Annotated in this window: 23 protein-coding genes; 7 read left to right on the top strand and 16 right to left on the bottom strand. The window is 68.7% G+C overall.

The features are described from left to right. The first annotated feature begins 2 nt into the window (after positions 1-2). The 4 genes from ACFOPH_RS05920 (at position 3) to ACFOPH_RS05905 (ending at position 3,822) form a co-directional block, all read left to right on the top strand. Positions 3-1,394: a multicopper oxidase family protein gene (locus tag ACFOPH_RS05920; RefSeq protein ID WP_379734137.1), complete on the top strand. Its 1,392-nt coding sequence runs from the start codon at positions 3-5 to the stop codon at positions 1,392-1,394. Positions 1,395-1,499: 105 nt separating this feature from the next. Continuing rightward, positions 1,500-1,886 (top strand): copper-binding protein, encoded by a 387-nt coding sequence (locus ACFOPH_RS05915; RefSeq protein ID WP_379734135.1) that lies wholly within the window; start codon positions 1,500-1,502, stop codon positions 1,884-1,886. A gap of 250 nt (positions 1,887-2,136) precedes the next feature. Beyond that, positions 2,137-2,580, top strand: a complete 444-nt coding sequence (locus ACFOPH_RS05910) for a YybH family protein (protein WP_312551121.1) — start codon at positions 2,137-2,139, stop codon at positions 2,578-2,580. 474 nt (positions 2,581-3,054) lie between these two features. Continuing rightward, positions 3,055-3,822 carry a MipA/OmpV family protein gene (locus ACFOPH_RS05905; protein WP_379734133.1) on the top strand — a complete coding sequence of 256 codons (768 nt, stop codon included), beginning with the start codon at positions 3,055-3,057 and terminating at the stop codon, positions 3,820-3,822. Between the two features lie 75 nt (positions 3,823-3,897). Here ACFOPH_RS05905 and ACFOPH_RS05900 read toward each other — a convergent pair whose 3' ends face one another. Both ACFOPH_RS05900 and ACFOPH_RS05895 read right to left on the bottom strand, forming a co-directional pair. Beyond that, on the bottom strand, positions 3,898-4,557 hold the full coding sequence (locus ACFOPH_RS05900; RefSeq protein WP_312551117.1) for a response regulator transcription factor: 660 nt from the start codon (positions 4,555-4,557) through the stop codon (positions 3,898-3,900). Continuing rightward, positions 4,550-5,485: a sensor histidine kinase gene (locus ACFOPH_RS05895; protein ID WP_379734131.1), complete on the bottom strand. Its 936-nt coding sequence runs from the start codon at positions 5,483-5,485 to the stop codon at positions 4,550-4,552. The genes ACFOPH_RS05900 and ACFOPH_RS05895 overlap by 8 nt, the downstream gene beginning before the upstream one ends. A gap of 337 nt (positions 5,486-5,822) precedes the next feature. Between ACFOPH_RS05895 and ACFOPH_RS05890 the strand changes: the two genes are divergently transcribed. Further along, positions 5,823-6,518, top strand: coding sequence for a lipid-binding SYLF domain-containing protein (locus ACFOPH_RS05890; protein WP_379734129.1), 696 nt, complete (start codon positions 5,823-5,825; stop codon positions 6,516-6,518). 42 nt (positions 6,519-6,560) lie between these two features. Here the strand turns inward: ACFOPH_RS05890 and ACFOPH_RS05885 are convergent, their stop codons facing one another. Then, positions 6,561-8,798: a patatin-like phospholipase family protein gene (locus tag ACFOPH_RS05885; protein ID WP_379734127.1), complete on the bottom strand. Its 2,238-nt coding sequence runs from the start codon at positions 8,796-8,798 to the stop codon at positions 6,561-6,563. A gap of 224 nt (positions 8,799-9,022) precedes the next feature. On the opposite strand from ACFOPH_RS05885, the gene ACFOPH_RS05880 reads away from it, so the two are divergent. Together ACFOPH_RS05880 and ACFOPH_RS05875 are read left to right on the top strand one after the other, a co-directional pair. Next, the gene (locus ACFOPH_RS05880) at positions 9,023-9,715 is read left to right on the top strand and encodes a DUF3313 domain-containing protein (protein ID WP_312551112.1); all 693 of its coding nucleotides are present in this window, start codon (positions 9,023-9,025) and stop codon (positions 9,713-9,715) included. A 14-nt stretch (positions 9,716-9,729) separates the two neighbouring features. After that, complete coding sequence (locus ACFOPH_RS05875; protein WP_379734125.1) at positions 9,730-10,200, top strand: hypothetical protein; 471 nt, start codon at positions 9,730-9,732, stop codon at positions 10,198-10,200. Positions 10,201-10,243: 43 nt separating this feature from the next. Here the strand turns inward: ACFOPH_RS05875 and ACFOPH_RS05870 are convergent, their stop codons facing one another. From ACFOPH_RS05870 to ACFOPH_RS05810, 13 genes are all read right to left on the bottom strand, one after another. Further along, positions 10,244-12,772 carry a hypothetical protein gene (locus tag ACFOPH_RS05870; RefSeq protein WP_379734123.1) on the bottom strand — a complete coding sequence of 843 codons (2,529 nt, stop codon included), beginning with the start codon at positions 12,770-12,772 and terminating at the stop codon, positions 10,244-10,246. Between the two features lie 50 nt (positions 12,773-12,822). Then, entirely contained in the window at positions 12,823-14,238 is a 1,416-nt protein-coding gene (locus ACFOPH_RS05865) for an efflux transporter outer membrane subunit (RefSeq protein ID WP_379734121.1), read from the bottom strand. Positions 14,239-14,251: 13 nt separating this feature from the next. Next, entirely contained in the window at positions 14,252-17,473 is a 3,222-nt protein-coding gene (locus ACFOPH_RS05860; protein WP_379734119.1) for an efflux RND transporter permease subunit, read from the bottom strand. After that, positions 17,470-18,672 (bottom strand): efflux RND transporter periplasmic adaptor subunit, encoded by a 1,203-nt coding sequence (locus tag ACFOPH_RS05855; RefSeq protein ID WP_379734117.1) that lies wholly within the window; start codon positions 18,670-18,672, stop codon positions 17,470-17,472. Before ACFOPH_RS05855 ends, ACFOPH_RS05860 begins: the two co-directional genes overlap by 4 nt. Before the next feature lie 188 nt (positions 18,673-18,860). After that, positions 18,861-19,223, bottom strand: a complete 363-nt coding sequence (locus ACFOPH_RS05850) for a hypothetical protein (protein ID WP_312552143.1) — start codon at positions 19,221-19,223, stop codon at positions 18,861-18,863. A gap of 10 nt (positions 19,224-19,233) precedes the next feature. Continuing rightward, positions 19,234-19,662, bottom strand: coding sequence for a F0F1 ATP synthase subunit epsilon (locus ACFOPH_RS05845; RefSeq protein WP_312552145.1), 429 nt, complete (start codon positions 19,660-19,662; stop codon positions 19,234-19,236). Positions 19,663-19,706: 44 nt separating this feature from the next. Further along, positions 19,707-20,576, bottom strand: coding sequence for a F0F1 ATP synthase subunit gamma (gene atpG / locus ACFOPH_RS05840; protein WP_379734115.1), 870 nt, complete (start codon positions 20,574-20,576; stop codon positions 19,707-19,709). Between the two features lie 34 nt (positions 20,577-20,610). Continuing rightward, complete coding sequence (locus ACFOPH_RS05835; protein ID WP_379734113.1) at positions 20,611-21,651, bottom strand: hypothetical protein; 1,041 nt, start codon at positions 21,649-21,651, stop codon at positions 20,611-20,613. Further along, on the bottom strand, positions 21,648-21,920 hold the full coding sequence (locus ACFOPH_RS05830) for an RNA recognition motif domain-containing protein (RefSeq protein WP_312552701.1): 273 nt from the start codon (positions 21,918-21,920) through the stop codon (positions 21,648-21,650). The genes ACFOPH_RS05835 and ACFOPH_RS05830 overlap by 4 nt, the downstream gene beginning before the upstream one ends. A gap of 11 nt (positions 21,921-21,931) precedes the next feature. Then, positions 21,932-22,714, bottom strand: coding sequence for an enoyl-ACP reductase FabI (fabI, locus tag ACFOPH_RS05825; protein WP_379734110.1), 783 nt, complete (start codon positions 22,712-22,714; stop codon positions 21,932-21,934). A gap of 37 nt (positions 22,715-22,751) precedes the next feature. Beyond that, complete coding sequence (locus ACFOPH_RS05820; RefSeq protein WP_312552699.1) at positions 22,752-23,414, bottom strand: 3-oxoacid CoA-transferase subunit B; 663 nt, start codon at positions 23,412-23,414, stop codon at positions 22,752-22,754. 28 nt (positions 23,415-23,442) lie between these two features. Beyond that, a complete protein-coding gene (locus ACFOPH_RS05815; RefSeq protein ID WP_379734108.1) occupies positions 23,443-24,087 on the bottom strand; it encodes a 3-oxoacid CoA-transferase subunit A in 645 nt (214 codons plus the stop codon). Next, complete coding sequence (locus ACFOPH_RS05810; RefSeq protein WP_379734106.1) at positions 24,084-25,283, bottom strand: acetate/propionate family kinase; 1,200 nt, start codon at positions 25,281-25,283, stop codon at positions 24,084-24,086. The genes ACFOPH_RS05815 and ACFOPH_RS05810 overlap by 4 nt, the downstream gene beginning before the upstream one ends. Between the last annotated feature and the right edge of the window lies 1 nt (position 25,284).

The raw sequence follows: 25,284 nt of genomic DNA, 5'->3' as shown, positions 1-25,284 counted from the left end.
TAATGAGTTCTCGTCGAGATTTCTTCACTGGCGCCGCCGCCCTGGTCGGCGCCGGGCTGGTCAGCCGCGCCGGCGCGGCCACCCTGCCCGAAGCGCCCATCATGCAAAGCGCCGCCACCCAGCCGCCGCCACCTCCGCCGAATGGCCGTCCCTACAATCCGGTCGTCACCCTGAACGGCTGGTCCCTGCCCTGGCGCATGAAGGACGGGGTCAAGGAATTCCACCTGATCGCCGAGCCGGTGGTGCGCGAGATCGCGCCCGGCATGAAGGCGAATTTGTGGGGCTACAACGGCCAGAGCCCCGGTCCCACGATCGAAGTGGTCGAGGGCGACCAGGTGCGCATTTTCGTGACCAACCGCCTGCCCGAGCACACCAGCATCCACTGGCATGGCCAGCGCCTGCCCAACGGCATGGACGGCGTCACCGGCCTGACCCAGCCGGGCATCGCGCCCGGCAAGACCTTCGTCTACGAATTCGTCGCGCGCCGCCCCGGCACCTTCATGTACCACCCGCACGCCGACGAAATGGTGCAGATGGCGATGGGGATGATGGGTTTCTGGGTCACGCACCCGAAGAATCCGGCCCAGCACGCGGTCGACCGCGATTTCGTCTTCCTGCTGAACGCCTACGACATCGAGCCGGGCAGCTACACGCCGCGCGTCAACGAGATGCTCGACTTTAACCTCTGGACCTTCAACAGCCGCGTCTTCCCCGGCATCGACTCGATGAACGTGCGCCAGGGCGACCGCGTGCGCATCCGGGCCGGCAACCTGACGATGACGAATCACCCGATCCACCTGCACGGCCACGAATTCGAAGTGACCGGCACCGACGGCGGCTGGACCCGGCCCGAGTCGCGCTGGCCTGAAGTGACCACCGACATCGCGGTGGGCCAGATGCGCGCCATCGAATTCGTGGCAAGCGAGCCCGGCGACTGGGCCTTCCACTGCCACAAGTCGCACCACACGATGAATGCGATGGGGCACGACGTGCCGACCCTGATCGGCGTCGACCACCGCGGCGTGGCCGAGAAGATCGCGAAACTGGTTCCGGACTACATGGTGATGGGCGAGAAAGGCGGTTCGATGGGCCACATGGAAATGCCGCTGCCCGACAACACGCTGCCCATGATGACCGGCCAGGGCCCCGTCGGCGGCATCGAGATGGGCGGCATGTTCACCCTGCTGAAAGTGCGCAAGGACCAGAAGCGGGGCGACTACCGCGACCCGGGCTGGTACCGGCACCCGGCCGGCAGCGTGGCGTACGAGTGGAAAGGCGAAGCGCCCGCCGCCGTGCGCAGCCCGGACGCTGGCGGCCACGCCGTGCCCGCGGCACAAGCGGCGGAAATCGAAGTCACCGTCCGCAAACCGCGCGGCCACCAGGGTCACCACTGACACCAGGCAAATATCCCTGGAACGTGCCGCCGGCGCACGCCGGCGGCCCGACCACGAATTTCGAGCACGACAACCGAAGCGCCCAACCCGAAGAGAGGAACAATAATGAAGACACTGTCGACGCTGACCCTGGCCATTGCGATGGCCGCCGCAACCCCGTTCGCCCTTGCCCAGGAAGGCACGCATGCCGGCCATGCCGGCCACGGCGCCTACGACGCACATGCCGGGCACGCCGGCCATGCGTCGGAAACCGCACCCGCCCTGACCGATGGCGAAGTGAAGAAGATCGACAAGGAGACCGGGAAGATCACCCTGCGTCACGGCGAGATCAGGAACCTCAACATGGCCGCCATGACCATGGTGTTTCGCGTCAAGGACGCGGCGATGCTCGATCAGGTGAACGTGGGAGACAAGGTCAGGTTCGCCGCCGACCGCGACAACGGCGCCGTAGCCATCGTGCAGATGGAAAAGGCGCAGTCAATGACGCAGTAAATGACGCAGGAAATGACGCAGCAAGCGGGCGCGGTAAGCGTCCCGGCGCCGTGGACCGTTTCCTTGTTGCGCCGTCCCTGCTAAGCTCGGTGTTGCAACCAGGACAGCAAGCGCGCGCCGGGAGCGGTCCGCCCAGGCGCGCGGCCGCCCCGTCCTTGCCCGGTCCCGGCCGCGGCGATCGCCGCAGTGGCTTGTCCGAAGGCCCTGCCGCCGATGGCTTCCTCGACAACAAATATACCAAGGAGAAATCATGTTCAAGAAGTCAGTGGCCGCATGCCTGCTCGGCGGCGCCATGTTCGGCCTGCACGGAAGCAGCCTGGCGGCCTCGCCGAAAGACACCGTCGCGGCCTTTCACCAGGCGCTCGCCAGCGGCGACCGCGAAAAGGCGCTTGCCTTCCTGGCGCCGGAAATTGCCATCTACGAGGCCGGCAACGTCGAGCGCTCGCGCGACGAGTATGCGGGCTTCCACCTGGGCGCCGACATGGAGTTCGTCAAGGAGGCGAAGCGCACGGTGTTGAAGCAGTCCGAGCGGATCGAAGGCAACACCGCCGTGGTGTGGGAAGAAACCGAGACCAGCGGCACCTGGCGCGGCAAGGCGGTGCACACGCTGGGCACCGAAACCGCCGTTCTCGAAAAACAGGGCGATCGCTGGACCATCGTGCACGTGCACTGGTCGTCGCGCAGGGCGAAGTAAACCGCTCGCGCAGGCGGCCACACCCTGGCCGCTGGCCGCTGGCCGCTGGCGGCGGCGCGGACCGGCACCGGGCGCCCAGGCTCGGGCTGCCGGCGCCCGCCATGCGCCGCTCCACGCAAGGCGGCAAGTGCTTGTCCGCTTGCCGGCCCATCCGCCATCCCATCGCGCGCTCACACGCAGGGTCATCCAGCGCCAGCACCGATTGCACGCTAAAAGCGTCCGATCCACACCACATCCTCGCCATTTTGTTGTTGAACGACCGCCTTGATCAACACAGGGCCGGCGATCGGCGAACCATGCCATGCCTCCTCAATCAAACCAGCGTTCGCAGCACTTGGTTGCCGATGCCGGGAACGGGTGTCACATCCTTCGATGTTCTTCGATACGGGGTAAATCATGAGGAAACTTACATTGTGTGGTCGAGGCCTTGCAGCAGCCGCCCTACTGGCATCGTCCTGTGCCGGGGCCCAGGACGTGATACCGATCCAGCTGCCGCAGGAAGCGGACCTGATCGGCCTCGGCGTCTTCAGCGTCCCGGACTTCTACGGTTCCGACAAGAACGAGGGCGTCGCCGCGCCGATCCTGCGCTACCAGTTCAAGGGCACCAAGCTGTACGGCCAGATCCTGGGGCCGGAAGCACTGGTGAACCTGGTCGACCGCGAGGACTTCCGGGCGGGTCCGCTGATCCGCTTCCGCTCCCGCCGCGACGACGATGTCGACAACGACATCGTGAAGCAGATGGACCCGGTGGCCTCGGCCACGGAGATGGGCGTCTTTGCCTCCTACCACATGCCGGTCGACTCGCGTCCCTTCCACAAGGTGATCTTCTACGCCGACGTGGTCGGCAACACTAACGGCGTGTACAACGGCGCGACCGGCAACGTGCGCGCCACCTATATCTATCCCTTCGAGCAGGGGATGATGGGCATGCCACTGATCGGGCATGTCGGCTTCGGGCTGTTCTGGGCCAGCAAGGATTTCAACGAGCGCTATTTCGGGGTGCGCGGCAGGGACCTGAACCTGTTCCCGGAGCGGGGCGGCTTCGACTACCGCCCGGATAGCGGCCTCACCTCGATCAAGATCCCGTTCGGGCTGAGCAGCCAGGTGTCGCCGGAATGGCTGCTCACGGTCGCCGGCCGCTACGAGGCCCTGGTGGGCGACGCCAAGGACAGCCCGATCGTCGACCGGCAGGGCAACAAGAACCAGTGGACAATCGGCATCGCCGCCTCGTATATTTTTTAACCCGCCCCGCCCGGCGGGTCCTGCGCCCGCCGGGCAGTCGCCATCCTGACGCCATCCTGCCGCCGGCCTGCGGGCTCAGAGTACCTGCCCTTCGAAGCGGTCGGCTCGCTTGCCGTCTATCACCGTCCCCAATTCGACCTCGAGCGTCTTGCGCACCAGTTCGGCCAGCGTGCGCACGCCCATCTTTTCCATCGCCCGGGCCCGGTGCACCTTGATGGTCTTTTCGGTGATGCCGAGATCGGCCGCGATCTGCTTGTTGAGGCGGCCGGTCACCACGTGCTCCAGGACCTCGTGCTCGCGCGGCGTCAGCGAGGCCAGCCTTCCACGAACGCTCTGCAGCTCGCGCAGCACCGCGCGATCGTGCCGGTCCTTGGCGATGGCGCTGCGCACCGCCGCCAGGAAAGCATTGTCGTCGAAGGGCTTGACCAGGAAATCGACGGCGCCGGCCTTGATCGCGTGCACGCCGGTGGCAATGTCGCCATAGGCCGTCATCAGGATGACGGCGCGCGCGCCGCCATGCGCGAACAGCGCTTGCTGGAGCGACAAGCCGTCCAGGCCGGGCAGGCACAGGTCGCTCACCACGCAGCCGGGCCGCGACGGATCGTGGACACGGAGGAAATCCTCGGCCGAGTGGAAGGCCAGGGCCACGTGTCCATCGCCCTGCACCAGCCGCTGCAAGGCGCGCAGCAGGCAGGGCTCGTCGTCGATCAGGTAAACCACGGCTTGCTCACTCATGATGCTTCTCCTTTGGCATCGGCAGCGTGATGCGAAACTCCGCACCGCCCTCGGTCCGGTTGATGGCGTCGATGCGCCCGCCGTGGGCCGCTACGATCTCGCGCGAAACCGAAAGGCCGACGCCGAGACCTTGCGGCTTGGTCGTGAAAAAGGAATCGAAAATGCGATCCAGCAGGCTCGATGCGATGCCGGCGCCGTTGTCCGTTACCGTCAGGCGTGCTTCCCGCCCGGGATCGGCAACGGTCGCGACGACAAGCCGGCGCATGCCGGGCGGGTTCGCGCTCATCGCGTCGCAAGCGTTGAGAAACAGGTTCAGCAACACCTGTTGCAGCTGGACCGGGTCGCCGCGCAACGGCACCCCGCGCGGATCGAGCGCGAGCGCGAGCCGCACACCGTGCTCGGCCAGGCTCGAGCGCGCCAGGGCCACGGCGTCGTGCACCACCGCATTCAGGTCCAGTGCCTGGCGCTGGGTCTCGCGCCGCAGGAACAGCGCACGCGTGCGCCGGATGACGCCGATCGCCCGCTGGCTCGCCTCGACGATGTCGTCCAGGATCTCGCCCAGTCCCGCATGGCGGGCAGCCGGACCTTTCAAGCGGCGCCGACCGGCCTGGGCATTGGCCAGGATCGCCGCCAGGGGCAGGTTCAGTTCATGCACCAACGCGGCGCTTAGTTCGCCCAGCAGGCCGACGCGCGTCAGGTGTATCAATTGTTCACGTTGAATACGCAATTCGCGTTCGCGGCGGCGATCGACGCCCGCGTCCTGGACGACGGCATGGCGACCGTGATTGCGCCCGGCCGGCTTGCCGTCGGCTTTGCACCGCACACGGCCCGGTGCCGCCACCGGCCCGCGACGGCGTGGCAGCGGGTGCGACATGCGCAGGCTCACCCAACGCAGCCGCGCCCTAGCCGGAATCGAACCGAGGGCCATGTTTTCCTCCCCTACGCCTCCTGCGCAAGCCCGGGCGGTCGCCGCCGCCTTCGCAATCCGAGGCGTTGGGCACCATGCCAGGTCCGCGCATGAAGACTGCACCCAAACCGCCATCGCCATCGACTTATTCTAGGACGGCTTGCGCAGGACTAGACGGGGAATCGGGACGACTTGAGGCTCCACAAAGACTGTGCAGATCGTCCGCACTATCTTGACGCCACATGATGCCCTAAAGGCCAATGGGGAGCGGCGTTCAAGTTCCATAGACTGGACACCTTGGCCGGGGGAGATGTCCATCGCCTCGGGCCTCGATCAATTTCCTGGTTCGGAGGTCATCATGTTGGAAATAAAGCCCGTCCAGGCCGGCCGTTTCGCCATCTGCCTGGCATTCCTGCTCGGCGGCTGCGCGTCCACCGGCACGCTCGACGATAGCCGCGCCACTGCCGAAAACGCGCAGGCCACGCTCAAGCGTTTTGCCCAGGACCCGGACATGACTTGGCTGCACGACAACCTGCCGCGCGCCAAGGCTGTCCTGATCAGTCCGCAAATCCTGCAAGCCGGCTTCATTGTCGGCGGCTCCGGCGGCAAGGCCGTTCTCCACGCCCGCAGCGCGGGCAGTCCCGGCTGGACCGGGCCCGCCTTCTACAAGCTCGGCACCGGCAGCATCGGCCTGCAGGCCGGCGCCGAAGCGGCGGAGATGGTCGCGCTGGTGATGACCGACAAGGCCCTGAACTCCTTCCTGTCCACCGACTTCAAGCTGGGCGGCGAAGTGAGCGTGGCCGCCGGTCCGGTCGGGGCCGGAACCGGCGCGCCGGTCACCGCCGACATGGTGGTGTATGTCCGGACCAAGGGCTTGTACGGCGGCCTGAACCTGAGCGGCAGCGTGGTCTCGGTCGACGACAAGGCCAACCGGGGCTTCTATGGACGAGAGGTGACGCCGGTCGACATCCTCGTCCGCCACAGCGCCACCAGTGCGATCGGCAATACGCTGGCGCAGGAGGTGGCGCGCGCGACCAGGTCGGCCGGGCGCTAGCGCGGGGCACGCGCTGTGCGGTGTGCGGCGCCGCGCCGGCCCTTACGGCAAGCCCAGGAACAGGTAGAGGCAGTTACGCCCACCCTTCGCGTAGCCGTAACCGAGATACAGCGGGCCGAAAGGCGTTTCGCCGCCCAGGTAGAGCGCCGCCGCCTGTTGCCAGCCTTCCAGGCGGGTCTCGGTCAGGCGGTCGCGCGCCCTGCCCTCCTCGAGCGAGACGCCGATCCGCAGGTCGCCGCTCAGTCCGAGCGGCATGCGCCCGATGACCCGTTCGCCGCGGACGCTGGCGAAGCGGATGTCGCCGGCCAGGATCTGGTCGCGCACATAGCCGGACAGCGACAGGAATCCGCCCAGCCCGCCCGCATCGGCCAGCGGCAGCCGGCCCCGGGGCGAGCCGAGGTAGCCGAACCGCGCGTTCACGACATAGGGATCCCAGGACCGCGCCAGCCGCAGGTCGGCACTGAGCCGGCTGTAATCCTCGTCCTGGGCGTCGTAGTAGGCCAGCCGGGCATACCAGCCGCTGCTCGGGAAGAACGCCCGGTTGAACTGGTCGAACTCGAGGATCGCCTGCCAGCCCTTGCGCGTATTCTCGCCGGTCGGCAGCCGGGGCGCGCCGGTCTCGACCGATGCGTCGAGCTTGCGGTAGAGGTAGCCCACGCGCAGGGCGCCGAGCACGCCGATGTTGGCGCCGAGGTTGAAGAAAGCGCGTTGCTGGCGGATCAGGTACTCCGCGATCCTTTCGTTGTCCTCGTAGATGTTCAGGCGGTCGCGGCTGATGCCGATGGCCGGCTCGACGAACCAGCGTTGCCGCGCTTCCAGCGGCTGGTAGAACTCCGTGTACAGGGTCGACCGTTCCCCGAGCTGGAAGCCGGTCAGCCACTCGGCGCCGAGCGCATTGACCCATTTCCGGTGGTAGGTGGCGCCCAGGCCGAATTCGGTTTCCTTGTCGGTGGCCTCGACGAAGACGCCCGAGCGCAGGTAATCCGGGCCCCAGGTCTTTTCGGTGACGACGATGCGCAGGATGGTGCGGCCGTTGTCGCCGACCAGGTTGTAGTCGACGTTTTCGACATCGCCGTCGCCGTAGACGCGCGCCAGGTCGCGCTCGAGCCGGACCGGATCGAACTGGTCGCCGGGCCGCACCCGGATGTGGCGCAGCACGAACTGCGGGTTGATCCGCTTCAGGCCGGTCACCTGCACCTCATCCACCCGCGGCAGCGGCGCCGGCGGGGTCCTGAACCGGTTCGCCCAGGCCTCGTACTGCGCCGGCGGCAGTGAGTAACGGGCCAGGGCCGACGCCTGGGCCTCGGCGGCCTGGCGGCCGCTCTCGGCGCCGGCGCGGAACTTGTTGAAATCGGCCGCCGTGATGTCCGGCAGCGCCGGCCGGATATATACGTCGCCAGGCTTGAGCATGGCGCGCGACCGTTCGGCGTTCTGCTCGGTCAGGACGCCGATGGTCTGGCCGGTGATCGCCCCCACGGTGGTCACGTCTTCCGGTTTCGCGAGCGGGGACCCGACGTCGACCGCGATCACGACCTGCGGCTGGCAGATCGCCATCACCTCGTCGATCGGCAGGTTGTCGACCAGGCCGCCATCGACCAGGCTGCGGCCCTGATAGGGCACCGGCGACAGCAAGGCCGGCACCGACATGCTGGCGCGCATCGCGGTCGACAGTTCGCCGCTGCGAAACACGACCTTGTCGCCGGTGCCGATGTCGGTGGCGACGATGGCGACCGGCAAGGCCAGGTTTTCGATCCTGCGTTCGCCACGGTCGGCGCCGACCAGGGTGTTGAAAAACAGCTTGATCTTCTGGCCGCCGACCACGCCGTGCGCCGCCCGTATGCCGTCGTTGGTGACGCCCAGCTCCAGGCCGGGGTAGTAGCTTTGGGCGAGCCGGCGCTCGCGGTAATTCGTCTCGGCGTGCGAGGGATTGTCCTCGAACAGGTCGCGCCAGTCGACCGCCGCGAGCCGGGTGCGCATCAGCCCGGGACTGACGCCGCTGGCCCAGGCCCCGGCCACCAGCGCGCCCATGCTGGTGCCGGCCACGCAATCGACGGGAATGCGCAGGCGCTCGAGCACCTCGAGCACGCCGATGTGAGCGGTGCCGCGGGCGCCGCCGCCGCCCAGCACGAGGCCGATGCAGGGCCGCTGGCCGGGTGGCGGCGGCGACACCGAAGACGCAGCGGGGCGGGCAGCGGCCGGCTGCGCGCCCGCAGTGCCGGCCGCGGCGCCCGCGATGGTCAGGACAAGCAGCAGCGCGAACAGGCGTCGAAGTGGCGGCATCGGTGTCTTGGGGTCGGTTCGGAGTGGACAGCGCTACTGTACTGGCCGCCCGGGCAGCGCACGATTCGGTCTCCGATCCTGCTGAGCCATATCAAATCTGTCCGGGCGGCGATCCGCCTGTGGGACGAAAGGACAATGGCAGGCAAGCCCATACCGGCCCAGAGTACCGGTCATGCATTCCCGGAAAGCGGATGGCGAAAGAAGATACCGCCGAGGAGCCGATCATGAAATTCACGTCAGGCGCACTGCTCGTCACGGCCGCGTTGCTGTCCGGGTGCGCGTTATCGCCGCCCCCGGCTCCCCAGGCCGGGTTCCTGGGCGACTATTCGCAGTTGAAGCCGGCCCCCGACCGCGAGGGCGTCATGCTCTACGTCGACCAGGGGGCCAACCTGCGGCCCTACACCAAGCTGATGTTCGATCCGGTGCAAGTGCTGGTAACGCCCGGGCCGGACCAGGCGCAACTGCCGCCGGAAGTCCTGCAGCGGCTCGCCGGCCAGTTCTACCAGTCGCTGCAGCGCGAACTGGCGCCGGGCTACCAGCTGGTCATGGCCCCGGGACCGGACGTGCTGCGGGTGCGCACCGCGATCACCGGCATCCAGCCCGCGAAGCCCGAGGCCGGCGCCATGGACTATGTCCCGATCAAGGCGCTCTACAACGTCGGGCGCGAAGCCGCCGGCGCCGGACCGCGCGTGGCGCAGATGCAGGCCGAGGTCGAAGTGCTGGATCCGGCCGGCAAGCGGCTGGTCGCCGCCACCGCGACGCGCAAGGGCGACCAACGCCTGGCGCAGGGCGAGCAAATCACCTGGGAGTCGCTGCAACCCATCACCGACTACTGGGCCAGGAACGTCCGCGCACGGCTCGACCAGCTGCGCGGCGTGTCGCCGCCGCCGGCCGCGGCGGATGGACAGCGCCGATGACGGAGGAGCCAGCGATGCGAACGATCCGATACGCCGCCGCCGGCGTGCTGCTGGCGGCCCTGTCCCTGGGCGCTGCCGCCCAGCGCCCGGTGGCCTACCCGGCCGAGGGCCAGAGCGAGGCCAGGCAGGACCGGGACGAAGGCGAATGCCAGGCCTGGGCCAGGGACAAGACCGGGGTCGATCCGGCGGCCCTGGCTTCCAGCCCGCCGCCACGGGAAAGCGGTCCGGCCATCGGCGGCGGGGAACGCCTGCGCGGCGCCGCCCGCGGGGCACTGGGCGGCGCCGCGATCGGCGCGATCGCCGGCGATAGCGGCCAGGGCGCGGGCATTGGCGCGGTCGCGGGCACCATGGCCGGCGGCCACCGTGCGCGCCAGAACCAGGCCGCGCGCAACGAGTCCGTCCAGCAGGCGCAGGCGCAGCAGCTGGACGGCTATCATCGTGCCTACGCCGCCTGCATGAGCGGACGAGGCTATACGGTCAACTGAGTGGTCGACTGCGCCGCGCGAGTCTGCCGGACGGCATGCGCCGCTAGCGCCCCCGTCCGCCGCGAAAGCCCCCGCCGCGCATACCGCCGCCCCGGAAGCCACCGCTGCTGCGGCTGCTGAAGCCGCTGCTGCGGAAGTTCGAATAGCGCTGGGTCTGGGCCGCGCCGCGCTCCCGCCCCTGCCACTCGCGGTTCAGGTTCTGCTGCAGCGATGCGCCCTGGTTCCCGGACCGTTCGAACGAGCGCGATTGGGCGCCGCCGCGATCGCCGAACGATTCGCGGCCCGCCGAACTCCGCCCCACAGAATCCCTTCCCACCGAATCCCTTCCCACCGAATCGCGTGCCGCCGCGTCGCGCCCCGCCGAAGCCCATTCCACCGGATCGCGTCCGGCCGCTTCGCGTGACTGGGTACGCGCCTCCGTGCGCGGCTGGGCCGCGGTATTGCTCCAGCTGCCGTTCTCGTAGCGCTGCCAGCTGCCTTCGCTGCGGCGGTAGACGTTGCCGTCGCGGCCCGCGTACAGGTCGCCGCTCGCGGTGCGGGCCACGCCGCCGCTCCCGCGCGCGCCCTGGCCGGCGACGGCCGCCGCGCCAGTGGAGGAGCGCGCGGCGCCGACCCGGCCGCTCGCCGTGCTGGCATGGCGCGTCGCCGTGGTGGTGCCGCCGCGCTGTACCACCGAGCTGCCCCAGGAGCCGTAGACGCTGCTGGCCTGGCGCGTCGCGGCCGCCGCGCCGGTGGCCGGGTTGCGCGCCCCGGCCCAGGCGGCGCTGCCGCCGGGTCCGGAGACCGCGCCGGCGCGCGCCGATGCACCGGTATAGGGATTGTAGGCGGCGGCCGAGGCCCGGCTGCCATAGGGTCCGTAGGCCGAGCCGGCGCGGGCATAGGTGCCGGTATAGGGGTTGTAGCTGGCGCTGCCGGTGATGCCGCCGTAGGGACCGTAGACGCCACGCGAAGCGCCGTAGGCCCCGGTATAGGGATTGTAGAAGGAGCCCACGCCATAGGTGGCGGCATAGGGGCGGTACACCGGGTAGCCGTAGGCGGGATAATGGTAGTACGGTGGATACCAGTAGCCGGAGCCGTCGGCGATGATGGCCCCGGCCGCCAGGCCCAGCACGAAGGTGCCGAAGTAGCCCGCCGTATAGCTGGCGTCGACGTAGCCGCTGGGGGACGTGGTCTGGGTCACGTAGGTGACGTTGTACACCGGCGAGCTGGGCGGAATGGTATAGATCTCGCTCGGCACCGAGGGCGCCGTGGTCCAGGGCCCGGTCGGTGCGCTCGAGTAGAACCAGGCGCCGTTCTCGCACAGGTAGTACTGGTTGTTCACCTTGATCACCCGGTCCGGCGAATTGGCTGCGTACGAGAGCGTGGTGCCCTCGATCGGCTTGAACTCGGGCGGGCCGTCGTAGCGCACGTCGACCAGCGCGGCGGCCTGCTTCGGGTCGAGCGTGACGCGGGTCGGCACCTGGGCCAGCAGCACCGCGTCCTTGGCGGCTTCGCTGCCGGGCACCGACACCAGCACGCGCGAGGCCGGGCTGTCGAGCGGAATGCGGGCGAAATCCGGCGGCAGGTCAGCTGAGGCGAAGCGCCACGGCCCGTCCAGGCTGGCGGCACGGAACCAGCGTCCGGCAGCCAGGAAGTAATAGGTGTTGGTTCGTGTGTGGACGAACAGGTCGGCGTCGGTGTTCTTCGCGTAGACCAGTTCGGTGTCGGGAATCGGTGCATAGGTCGGCTTGCCGTCGAAGACGATGACCTCGGCCGGCACGCTGCTGAAGAACACGGCCGGCACCACCTTCGGCTTGGCCGGCGCCTTGCTGGATACCTTCTTGAGGTCGGCCCATTGCGGATCGTCCAGCGCCTGGGTCAGCGCCCCGGGCAGCTGGCCGGCCGGTTGCCAGGGGCCCTCCAGCCGCGCGGCGCTCAGCCACAGCACATCGTCGAACAGGTAGTAGCTGCCGTCGCCGGGCGGACGCAGCACCGGCCAGTTGGCGTTCACGATGAATTCGACGTCGCCCTTCGCGGTCCGGGCGGTGACCGGCTTGCCGTCGGTCTGCAGCAGGACCGCCGGCTGGTAGGCCACGAAGATCGCGGGCGGGTCGTTACGCACCGCCACGCCCTTCGGTGCCGCCTGCGGCTTGTCGGCGAGCGCCACCAGCCGGTCGAGCGCGATCGGAATATCGCCGCGGCTCGCCACGAAGCGCCGGAACAGCGCGTCGAGCCGCTTCTGTTCCTCCGGCTGGGCGGCGGGAAAGCGGGTCTCGACCACGTCCAGGTTGCGGATCACGGCGTTGCGCGTATCGACGTCGACGTCGGTGCGGGCGTGGATCTTGGCGATGCCGACCGCTGGCTTGCCGTCCGCCGGGGTCAGCTCGAAGGCGAGCCGGAAATCGAGCTCGCGGAAATTCTTCCAGGCGTCGACCTGGGGCTCGTAGTACACCAGCCGGGCGCGCTCCACCGTGAGTTCGCGCGGCCAGCCCGGGTCCTGCGCCGGTGCCTGGGCCTGGGCCTGCGCCGGCAGGCCTGCCAGCACTGACAACTGCGCGGACAGCACGCAGGCCAACAATCGCTTCGCTTTCATGTGCTCATCCTCCGCGGCGCCTGCCTGGCGCTTCCCTGTCGCGGCCAGCGCTAGCGCGCCGCCATCGGCGTCGCCATGCGTTCGGCCTCGAGGACCCAGCCGCCCCCCATCGCCTTGTACAGGTTTACCAGCGATACATACACCTGCGACTGGGTCTGGGCATAGGCCACCTCGGCCTCGAACAGGGTGCGCTCGGCGTCGAGCACTTCGATGTAGCTGGTGTAGCCCTCGTCGTAGCGCAGCCGCGCCAGCTCCAGGTAGTTGCGCAGCGTACCCACCTGGCGGTCCTGGAAGCCGAGCTGCTCGCGCGACTTGGTGTGGGAGATCAGGGCGTCCGACACTTCCTGGAACGCCACCTGGATCGCTTTCCGGTAGCGCGCCAGCGCCTCCTGCTGCTGGGCCTCGGCCTGCTGGACCTGGCCGGCAATGCCGCCGCCGGTAAAGATCGGCGCCGACGCCGCCAGCCCGTAGGACCAGACCTTGCTCGGCCCGGAGAACAGGTTGGAAAAATCCTTGCTGATGTAGCCGAACAGCCCGGTCAGCGAAATGGTCGGAAAATACTGCGCGCGCGCCGCGCCGATCAGGGCGTTGGCGGCGATCAGGTCCTGCTCGGCCTGGCGCAGGTCGGGCCGGCGCTCCAGCAGTTCGGACGGCAGCCCGGACGGCACCACCGGCAACGCCAGCGCCTGCAGCGGCTGACCGGCGCGGATCGGTCCCGGATTGCGTCCCAACAGCACCGACAGCGCGTTTTCCTGCTGGCCGATCAGCGCCTCCAGGCGCGGGATCTCGACCAGCGAGGCCTCGAACAGGGACTGGGTCTGGGCGAGTTCCAGCTCCGATACCGTGCCGCCCTCGAACCTGTCCTTGAACAACAGGTAGGAACGTTCCCGGCTGCTGGCCGTGTCGCGCGCGATCTGCAGCTGGCGCTCCAGTTCGCGCAGGTCGATGTAGGTCTGCGCCACCGACGACACCAGGGTCAGCACGGTGGCGCGCCGCCCTTCCTCGCTCGACAGCACCTGGGCGCGCGCGGCCTCGGTCTCGCGCCGGCGCCTGCCGAACAGGTCTAGCTCCCAGCTCACCGACAGCGTACCCTCGTATTGTTCGAGGATGGGCTCGACCGCCTGGCCGATCTCGCCCTCGGGCTGGCGCTGGCGGCGTCCACCGAGGTTCGCACCCACCTGGGGCAAGGCCAGCGCGCGCGTGCTCGCGTACTGGCCGAGGAAGAGTTCGATGCGGCTGGCGGCGATCTTCACGTCCTGGTTTTCGCGCAGGGCGACGGCGATCAGGTCGTTCAGGGTGGGATCGCCGAACTGCTCCCACCAGAGGCTGTTCGCCAGCGCGGGCGCTTCGTTGCCCTGGAAGCGGAACGACTGCGGCGTGTCGACCGCGGGGCGCTGGTAGTCGGGGCCGACGGTGCAACCGGCCAGCAGGCCGGCGCCCAGCAGCAGGCTGTGGAGCCGTTTCATCTCACGCATCATGTCACTCCCCCGGTGGCCGCGAACGTGGCACGTGGCCGGCGCTGGCCCCGCTGGCCGGCAGTTGCGGCCCGGTCTCGGGCGTTGGCTGCCCTTTCGCCTTGCGGCGGCCGAAGCGCTCCACCATCGTCTCGATCACGTAGTAAAACATCGGAATCCAGAACACGGCGATCACGGTGGCCGCCAGCATCCCGCCGATCACGCCGGTGCCGATCGAGATCCGGCTGTTGGCCGAGGCGCCGGTCGCGATCGCCAGCGGCACGCAGCCGAGGATGAAGGCGACCGAGGTCATGACGATCGGGCGCAGGCGTTCGCGGGCGGCGGTGATGGCCGCGTCGTAGTACGAGGCCCCGTTCTCGCGGTTGAGCACGGCGAACTCGAAGATCAGGATCGCGTTCTTGGCCGCCAGCGCGACCAGCATGGTCAGGCCGATCTGGAAGTAGATGTCGTTCGACAGGCCGCGCAGCACCACCGCCAGCACCGCGCCGAACAGGGCGAAAGGCACGGCCAGCAGCACGCCGAAGGGCAGCGACCATTTTTCGTACTGCGCCGCCAGGATCAGGAACACCATCACCAGGCCGAAGGCGAACACCGAGGCCGAAGTGCTGCCGGCCTTCTTCTCCTCGAAGGCTTCGCCGCTCCAGGCCAGGCCGAAGTCCGACGGCAGCGCCTGGGCGCCGACGCGCTCGAGTGCCGCGATGGTCTGGCCCGAGCTGTAGCCCGGCGCCGCGGTCGCGGTCACCTTCACCGCCGGGAAGTTGTTAAAGCGCGTCATCAGGTCGGGTCCGGTGACGTAACGGTTGGTCACCACCGCCGACAGCGGCACCATGGCATTGTCGCGGCTGCGTACGTACAGGCGCTCCAGGTCTTCCGGCTTCAGGCGGTAGTTCGGCTCGGCCTGCAAGATCACCTGCCACAGCCGGCTCGACTTGATGAACTGCGAGACGTAGAGCGAGCCGAACATGGTTTGCAGCGTGCCATACACTTCCTCCACCGGCACCCCGAGCGTTTCGGCCTTGTCGCGGTCGACGTCGACCAGCAGCTGCTGCGAGCTGGCGTTGAAGGTGGCCGTGGCGCGCCCGATCTCGGGCGCCTTCTTCAGCTGCGCCAGGTAGTCGGCCACCGCCGCGCCCAGCTGCTGGGTGTTCTTGTCGCCCTTGCTCTGGATCCAGACCTCGAGGCCGCCGGTCGTGCCCAGGCCCGGGATCGAGGGCGGATTGACCGGCAACACCAGCGCACGCGGGTCGTCGCCCAGCTTGGCGGCGGCGTCCTGCAGCACCGCGCGCGCATTCTGGGTGCGGATGTTGGCCGAGGTATAGCGCTCGTCGAAGTCCTTGAAGCCGACGAAGAAGGTGCCGGCGTTGTTCTTGGTCTGGTTGTCCAGCAGGCTGTAGCCGTCGATCACGGCCACCCCTTCGACCGCCGGGTGCTTGACGAAATGCTCGGTCACGCGCTTGCCGACCTCGCTCGTGCGGTCCAGGCTGGCCGAATCGGGCATGATCACGGCGCCCAGCAGGTAGCCCTGGTCCTCGGGCGGCAGGAAGGCGCCCGGTACCCGGCTCAGCATGCCGACCGACAGCGCGATCATGCCCCCGAACAGCAGCAACGCAACCCCGGCGCGCTTGATCGCCAGGGCCACGCCGCGCGTGTAGCCGGCCGTCATGCGCTCGAAGCTGCGCTCGAACCAGCGGAAGAAACGGTTCTTCTTGCCGTGGGCGGGTTTCAGCAATAGCGCCGCCAGCGCCGGCGACAGGGTCAGCGCGACGATCCCCGAGATCACCACCGAGATCGCGATGGTGATCGCGAACTGCTTGTACAGCTGGCCGGTGATCCCGCCGAGGAAGGCCACCGGCACGAACACCGCGCACAGCACCAGCACGATCGCGATCACCGGCCCCGACACCTCGTCCATGGCGCGCTTGGCCGCCTCCTTGGGCGGCAGGTGGTGCACCGTCATGTTGCGCTCGACGTTCTCGATGACCACGATCGCGTCGTCGACCACGATGCCGATCGCCAGCACCATGCCGAACAGGGTCAGCATGTTGATCGAGAACCCGAGCGCCTGCATGCCGATGAAGGTGCCGACGATCGACACCGGCACCGCCAGCACCGGGATCAGGGTCGCGCGCAGGCTCTGCAGGAACAGGTAGACCACCAGCACCACCAGCGCCACCGCCTCGAAGAAGGTATGCACGACGTCGGTGATCGACGCGCGCGTGAAGTTGGTGGTGTCCATCACGATCTTGTATTCCAGGCCTTCCGGGAATTCCTTCTGCATCGTCGCCAGCGTCTCCTTCACCTGCCTGGCGACGTCGAGCGCGTTCGCGCCCGGCTGCTGGTAGACCGCCAGCATGGTCGCGGGCCGGCCCTGGTAGGTGCCGCGGATCGAGTAGTCCTTCTGGCCCAGCGCGGCGTGGCCGATGTCCTTCAGGCGCACGATGGCGGCGCCGCCGCTGGCGGCGCGGATGATGATGTTGTCGAATTCGGAAGCTTCGGTCATGCGGCCCGAGGTGGTGACCGGAAACGACTGCTCGACCGGCTTCCCGGTCGGCGACTGCCCGAGGCGGCCCACCGCGTACTGCTGGTTCTGTGCCGCCACCGCCTGCTGGACCTCGCTCGCGGTCACACCCAGCTGGGCCATGCGGTCGGGCTTGAGCCAGATCCGCATCGCGTAGTCGGGCGTGCCGAAGATGCTGGTCTGGTTGGCGCCGGGGATTCGCTTGAGCGCGTCCAGGATATAGATGTTGGTGTAGTTCGCGACGTACACCGGGTCGTAGCGCTCGCCCGGCGAGTACACCGCGATCACCATCATGAAGGCCGACGACTTCTTCTGCACCTGCACGCCTTGCGCGGACACCGCCGACGGCAGTTGCGGCAGCGCCAGGTTGACGCGGTTCTGGACGTCGACCTGGGCCAGGTTGGGGTCGGTGCCGATCTCGAAGAACACGTTCAGGGTCAGGTTGCCGGTCGACGAGCTCGACGAGTTCATGTAGATCATGTTGTCGGCGCCGTTGACCTGCTGCTCGATCGGCGCGGCCACGTTGTTGGCCACCACGTTGGCGTCGGCGCCGGGATAGGTGGCGCTGACCGTGATCTGCGGCGGCGTGATGTCGGGGTATTGCGCCACCGGCGACTTGAACATCGCCACCGCGCCGGCGAGCGTGATCACGATCGAGATCACCGACGCGAAGATCGGGTGGTCGATGCAGAAGCGCGAGACGTTCATGGCCGGGCCTCCTGGCGCCCCGCGGCGCCGGGAGGCGGCACGGTGTCTTGCGTGGCCTGGGCCAGTTTCGGCTGCGGGGCGCGCTGGGCCACGCGTAGCGGCGCGGTGGGCGTGACCCGGCCGGCGCCGTCGACCACCACCCGTTCGCCCGCCTTCAGGCCGTCGCTGATGAACCAGTCGTCGCCGATCCAGTCGCCGACCTCCACGACGCGCTGCCTGGCCTTGCCGTCATTGCCGATCACCCACACGTAATGCCCCTTCGCGCCCTGCTGCACCGCGCGCTGCGGCAACTCGATCGCGCCCGGCCGGCTCGCACCGAACACCCGCGCGCGCACGAACTGCCCGGGGCGCAACTGTCCGTTCGGATTGGGCAGTTCGGTGCGCACCAGGAAGGTGCCGGTTTCCGAATTGAACGAAGGCTCGGCGAAGTTGATCCGCCCGCGTTTCGGAAACACCGAGCCGTCGGCCAGGATGACCTCGACCTCGAACTTATTGCCTTGTGGAAATTTCAGGCGACCCTTGGCGATCTGGTCGCGGTAGCTGAGCAGCTCGTTCTCGGAAATGCTGAAGTTGACCCAGATCGGATCGACCTGGGATACCGTGGTGAGCAAGCCCTGGTCGCCGGACGTGAGGTAGCTGCCCTCCTGCTTCTTGGCGAAGCTCGACAGGCCCTGCAGCGGCGAGGCGATAGTGGTGTAGCCCAGGTTCAGGCGCGCCGTGCGCACTTCCCCTTCCGCCGCCAGCACCGCCGCCCGCGACGAACGTTCGAATCCGATCGCGTCGTCCAGCTCCTTCTTGCTGACGGCATTGCGCGCCGCCAGCGGCCGCACCCGGCGCAAGTTCGCTTCGGCCACTGCCAGTTTGGCGCGCTGCTGCTCGAGCTGGCCTTCGGCCGACTGCAGGGTCGCCTCGAAGGGCTTGCGGTCCATCTGGAACAGCGGCTGCCCGGCCCGCACCATGTCACCTTCGGTGTATAGCCGCTTGTCGAGGAAGCCGTCGACCCGGGCGCGGATCTCGACCTCGCGCGAACTCTGGGTCTGGGCCACGAATTCGAACTGGACCGGGGTGTCGCGCGGCGTCACGCTGACGGCGGTCACCTCCAGCGGCGGCGTGGGCGGCGCCTGCTGCTCCCGCGAGCAGCCGGCCAGCGCGACGCAGATGGCCAGGGCGGCCGGCGGCGGGAACGGACGACGATTCATGGATGGCTCCTTCACGCATCGTTTCGGGCCACCGGGGTCGCCGCACGGGCTACGGCGAGCGCGGGTGCGGGGACCGCGCCGGTGCGGCCAAGGTTGGCACCAAGTTAATCCCAACGGGACCGTGCAGGTATTGGACTTTGGTCGTAGCGTGACCGCGGCCAGCTGGCAGCGCCGCCGGGCCGCGACGCTCAGGTCTCGCGCAGGCTCAGGTCGACCGGCTGGTAGCGGCGCATGATGTCCTCCGCGCTGGCGCGCTGCTGGTCGGTGTCGGTATCGGCGATCAGGACATAGTCGCCGTGCCGCACCGGCGCGCCGTACAGGTCGCTGTGCGCGGCGCGGTCGTTGACCCCGAACAGGCCGCGCAACAGGTTGCCCATGGTGGCGCTCATCGACTGGTCGTCGGCCTGGCGGTTGTCGCTGCGCTGCCTGGGCTGGACCTCGTGGTCGGGCGTGAGCTGCACCTGCCGCCACGTGAACCCCGCCACCAGCAATTCGTTTTTCGCGCTCTGGGCGGGCGCGAACTTGTCGTATACCCCGACGATACTGATCATAATGATTCTCCTAGCGCCGTTCGCGCAGGCGGGCCAGCGCATGCAGCTGGGCGATCGCGACGGCCAGCTCGGACTGGGCCTTCGCATGGTCGAATTCGGCGGTGCTGTTGTCCAGCATTTCCTGGGCCCGCTTCCTGGCTTCGTTGGCGCGCGCCTCGTCGAGGTCGCGCCCGCGGATCGCGGTGTCGGCCAGCACGGTCACCCCGTCGGGGTGGACGTCGACGATGCCGCCGGCGACGAACACCAGCTCTTCCTCGTCGCGCCCGGCGAGCTTGATGCGCACCGCCCCCGGCCGAATCCGGGTCAGCAGCGGCGTATGCAGGGGGAATATCCCGAGCTCGCCCATCTCGCCGGGCAGCGCGACGAACTCGGCCACGCCGGAAAAGATCTCTTCCTCGGGGGATACGACGTCGACCTGCAGCGTCTTCGGTTCTGCCATGGCGTTCTCCTGGCGAGTCTGCGGAAATGGGACCGCCCGCGATGTCAGACAGCAGCGGCCCCGGAAACGATCTCGGTGATCTCCTGGGTGATCGAGGCCTGGCGCGACTTGTTGTACAGCAGGGTCAGCTCGCCGATCACGTTGCCGGCGTTGTCGGTGGCGGCCTTCATCGCCATCCGCCGCGCCGACTGTTCGGACGCCATGTTCTCGGCCACCGCGCGGTAGATCAGCGCCTCGACGTAGTTCGCGACCAGTTCGTCGATCACGGTCTGGGCGTCCGGCTCGCAGAGGTAGTCGAGCAGCAGCGCGCCGCGGTCGGCGCGCAGGGTCTCGCTGCCCATCGGGATCAGGAGTTCCTCGACCGGCTCCTGGGCCATGGTGTTGACGAAGCGCGTGTAGCAGATGCGGATTTCGTCCAGCTCGTCCGCCAGGTAGGCGTCGGTCAGCACCTTGACCGGGCCGATCAGCGACTCCAGGTGCGGCGTGTCGCCCAGCGCGACCACCTGGGAGACGACGTGGGCGCCGAAGCGGTTCAGGAAGCCGGCGCCCTTGCCCCCGACCGCGACTACGTCGACCGCGACGCCGGCACGCGCGTAATCGCGCATCCGGTTCGTCACCAGGCGCAGCACGTTGGTGTTCATGCCGCCGCACAGGCCCTTGTCGGTGGAGATCACGACCAGGCCGGCGCGGCGCAAGCTTTCGTGACGCACCATGAACGGGTGGACGTAGTCGGGATTCGCTTCGGCCAGGTGGCCGGCGATGTTGCGCACCCGCTCGGCATAGGGCCGCGAGGCGCGCATCCGCTCCTGCGCCTTGCGCATCTTCGACACCGCCACCATTTCCATCGCCTTGGTGATCTTGCGGGTGTTCTCGACGCTCTTGATCTTGGTGCGAATTTCCTTGAATCCGGGCATGATGTCCTCCTGCTTCCCTGGTCCGGTCTTTCCTTCACCCCAGCATGCGCGCCGCCTCGTCCAGCATGCCCTGCGGCGAGCCCAGGTCGGCGCGCGCGAAGCGCACCAGCGTGAATGCGCGCGCCCGGGGCGGCACGGTCGGCACCTGGGCCACCTGGAACACCACTTCGTCGCCGGCCTCGGCGCTGCCCGGCTCCAGCACCACGTTCATCTTGTTCAGCACGCAGCGGCGCGTATTCACGTACAGGTGGGCGGCCGGGTCGGCCAGCACCGCGCACACCTCGGCCAGCTCGCGGTCCAGCGCTTCCGAGCGCAGTCCCAGCTGTGCAAGCGACTCCTCGTTCTCCGCGATCGACTGCTGCAGGCGCGCCAGCTCGTCGGCCCCGGTCTCGTCATCGGCGCCGAGCATCGCGTGCATGCCGACGCCCTCGCGCTCGAGCAGCTGCAGGCGGGTCCGAAGCAAGGCCCGTTCGCGCTCGAGCAGGCCGCGCCGGTTCTGCTCGGCCGCGTAGCGCGCCATGCCCTGCAGGCCCAGCTGCATGACCAGGCGGCGCACGACCTCCTCGCGCAGCTCGGGCTCGCTGCGGCCGCAGATGCGCACCTGGTGGTCGCTGAAGCTGATCGTTTCCCTGACCACGTCGCGGCGCATGGTCTCGCCTTCCAGCGCCGCGCCGAGGACGTGCTTTTCCTGCATCGCCATCCCGAGCACGGCCCAGGCTTCCTGCAGGCCCGGGTTCTGCTCGAAGAAGGCACGCAGGTCGCGCGAGCGCGACAGCGCCGGCGCGACCGCATCCGGTCCGGTGAAGAAGGCGTGGATGTAGGGATCGACCGACCAGGCGGCGGCGCTCGCCTCGCGGGCGGGCGGGATGGCGGCGGCGATGTCGCCCATGTAGCACAGCGCGGCCGCGACTGCCGGTGCGAGGCGGGCCTCGTAACGGCGCGCCATGCGCAGGTGCGGGCTGAGCGCCACGATGCCGTCGACCATCCGGGCGACGCGCGCCGGGTCCGGCTCGCCGTTCCCGCCCTTGGTGGCGCTGGACGGGCGCCACCAGGCCCGCAGCCGCTCCAGCATCATCGCCCCTCCGCGCCGGGATCGTGGCGCTGGTCGATTACCGACACCTGGATCTTGCGGTTCTTCCAGAACAGATCCTGCACGCGCGGCTGCAGGCTGCGCAGCGCCGCCGCCGGCGCGTCTGCGTAGCGCAACAGGACCGACGGCCGGCTGCCGTCGCCGGGCATGTGCTCGATCGAATCGAAGGGTGGAAAGCCGTAGCGCGTCAGCAGCTCGCGGATCTCGTCGTCCGATGCGCTGCTGTCGATGTTCCCGATTAACAGGCTGGCCATTGCTGCCTCCTTCACGCCATGATGTTGACGCCGCCGTCGACGTAGAGCGTCTCGCCCGACATCCGGCGCGCCAGCGGCGTGGCCAGGAAGGCGCAGGTGTAGCCGACGTCCATGATGTCCACCAGTTCCCCGAGCGGCGCGCGCTGGGCGGCTTCGGCCAGCATGCGGTCGAAGTCCTTCAGGCCGGAACCGGCCCGGGTCAGCAGCGGGCCCGTCGAAATCGCATGGACGCGGATGTGGCGTGGGCCGAGCTCGAAGGCGAGATAGCGCGCGCAGGCTTCCAGCGCCGCCTTCACCGGTCCCATCACGTTATAGTTGGGGACGACCTTGTTGGCGCCGTAATAGGACATGGTGAACATGGTGCCGCCATTCTTCATCAGGGGAGCGCTGGCGCGCGCCAGGCGAATGAAGGAATGGCAGGAAATGTCCATCGCCTGGCCGAAGCCGGCGGCCGAGCAGTCCAGCAGCCCGCCCTGCAGGTCTTCCTTGGGCGCGAAGGCCATCGAATGCACCATGATGTCGAGCCCGCCCCACTCCTGCCCGATGCGGGCGAAGACGGCGTCGGCCTGTTCCTGCCTGGTCACGTCCAGCTGCATGAAGAGCGGCGCCTCCAGGGCGGTCGCGAGCGGCTCGACATAGCCGCGGGTCTTGTCGTTGGCGTAGGTGATGGCGAGGTCGGCGCCCATCTCGCGAAAGGCCTTGGCGCAGCCGTAGGCGATCGAATGCTCGTTGGCGATGCCGGTCACCAGCGCCTTGGCGCCCTTCAGGATCGGGCGCGGAATCTCGATGGTCATGATGTCGCTCCTTCAGGAGATAAGTCGGGGTCTCTGGTCAGGGATTGGGCACGACCGGCATCTGCGGCACCTCGTCGGGGACGGCAAGCGTGGCGCCGGTGGCGTCCAGCACCTGCTGCACCGACACGCCGGGCGCGGTCTCGCGCAGGGTCGCGACCCCGTCCGCGAACGAGATCACGGCCATCTCGGTGACCACCAGGTCGACCGGCCTGCTCGAGGTCAGCGGCAGGCTGCACTCCTTGACGATCTTCGGCGCGCCCTTGGCGCTGTGCTGCATGGCGACGACCACGCGCTTGGCGCCGGTCACCAGGTCCATCGCGCCGCCCATGCCGGGCACCATCTTGCCCGGGATCGTCCAGTTTGCGAGCCGCCCATGCTCGTCCACCTGCAGGCCGCCGAGTACGGTGACGTCGAGGTGGCCGCCGCGGATCAGGCCGAAGGACATCGCGCTGTCGAAGGTGCAGGCGCCGGGCAGCGCGCTCACCGGCTGGCCGGCGGCGTCGGTCAGGAAGGCCTCGGTCATGCCTTCCTCGGGGACCGGGCCGGTGCCGATCAGTCCGTTCTCGGACTGGAAATAGATGCGCATGCCGGCCGGCACGTAGTTGGCGACCAGGGTCGGGATGCCGACGCCGAGGTTCACCAGCATGCCCGGCTTGAGTTCCTGGGCGATGCGTCTGGCGATCAGGGTTTGCGGGTCCATGATGTGTTCGCTGTATTCGCAGTGTTCGCTAATGCGCAACCAGGTAGTCGACCAGCACCGCCGGCGTCACCACGTGGTCGGGCGAGATCATGCCGACCGGGACGATATGGGCGGCGTCGACGATGACGGTACGGGCGCTCATCGCGATCACCGGGTTGAAATTGCGGGCGGTCAGCGCGTAGGTCAGGTTGCCGTAGTAATCGGCCAGGAAGGCTTCGACCAGGGCGAAATCGGCCTTCAGGGCCGGTTCGAGCAGGAATGGCGCGCCGTCGACCTCGATCTTGCGCTTGCCCTCCTCGGCCAGGGTGCCGACCCCGGTCGGGGTCAGGAAGCCGCCCAGGCCGAAGCCGCCGGCGCGGATGCGCTCGATCAGCGTCCCCTGCGGCACCAGTTCGACCTCGAGCTCGCCGGCGATCATCTTCTGCTGGGTCTCCGGGTTCAGGCCGATGTGGCTGACGATGGCGCGGCTGGCCACGCCGCTCGTCACCAGCTTGCCGATGCCGCGGCCGGGCCGCGCGGTGTCGTTGCCGATCACGGTCAAGCCGCGCCGGCCCTGGCGCACCAGTTCGTCCATCACGCGCTCGGGCGTGCCGACGCCCATGAAGCCGCCGACCATGACGCTGGCGCCGTCCGGGATCAGCTCGACCGCCTGTTCCAGGGCCACGGTCTTCATGGTCGCCCTCCCGCCAGCAGGTCGAAGGTATGACGGGCGATCATCAGCTCCTCGTCGGTCGGGATCACCCAGGCGGCCGTGCGGCTCGACTTCTTGCTGATGCGCGGGCCGCCGGCGCCGTTCGCGGCAGTGTCGAGCTCGATGCCCAGCCAGGCCGCGTGACGGCACACCCGGTCGCGCACCAGCGTGGCGTGCTCGCCGATGCCGCCGGTGAAGACCAGCGCGTCGAGTCCTTCGAGCGCCCCGGCCATCGAACCAAGTTCGCGCCCGATGCGGTAGGTGAACAGCTCGACGGCGAAGCGCGCGCGCGGATCGTCGCTGGCCAGCAAGGTGCGCATGTCGCTCGAGATGCCCGAGACGCCGAGCAGGCCGGAGCGCTTGTAGAGCAGGTCCTCGACCGCGCGCGTGTCCATCTTCAGCTCGTCGATCAGGTAGAGGATCACGCCGGCATCGATGCTGCCGCAGCGGGTGCCCATCACCAGGCCGTCGACGGCGGTGAAACCCATGGTGCTGGCCACGCTGCGCCCGGCCTTCAGCGCGCACAGGCTGGCGCCGTTGCCCAGGTGGGCGGCGACGGTGCGGCCCTGCGCCGCCGCCGGCGCCACCTCGGGCAGGCGGCTCGCGATGTATTCGTAGGACAGGCCATGAAAGCCGTAGCGGCGCACGCCGCGCGCGGTAATGTCGAGCGGCAGCGCAAAGGCTTGCGCCTCGTCCGGCTGGCTGCGGTGGAAGGCGGTGTCGAAGCAGGCGACCTGCGGCAGGTCCGGGCGCAACTGCGCCAGTGCGCGGATCGGCGCCAGGTTGTGCGGCTGGTGCAACGGCGCCAGCGGCACCAGGGTCGCCAGTTCCTCGACCACGGCCGGCGTGATCAGGGTCGGCCCGGTAAAGTGCACCCCGCCGTGCACGACGCGATGCCCGGCCGCGACCAGGCGCTGGCCTTCGCCGTGACTGCGCAGGAAGTCGGCGATCCAGGCGATCGCGCCGTCGTGGCCCAGTTGGGTGCCGGACGGCCAACTGTGTTCTTCATGGCGGTCGCCGGCCGCGTTGGAGACGGTGAAGCGGGGCTCGGTGTACAGGCTCTCGACCTGACCGCGCACCAGCAACGGCAGCGCGCTGCCGGCGCCGGCCTCCACCGTGTAACCGCGGAACTTCAGGCTCGAGGAACCGGCGTTCAGGACCAGGATCAGGTCGGCCATG

Source organism: Massilia haematophila (genome assembly GCF_042647645.1).
GTDB classification, from domain to species: domain Bacteria; phylum Pseudomonadota; class Gammaproteobacteria; order Burkholderiales; family Burkholderiaceae_D; genus Telluria; species Telluria haematophila.
Note: the sequence above shows the minus strand (reverse complement) of the source record. Positions and strands in the feature narration are given on the sequence as shown.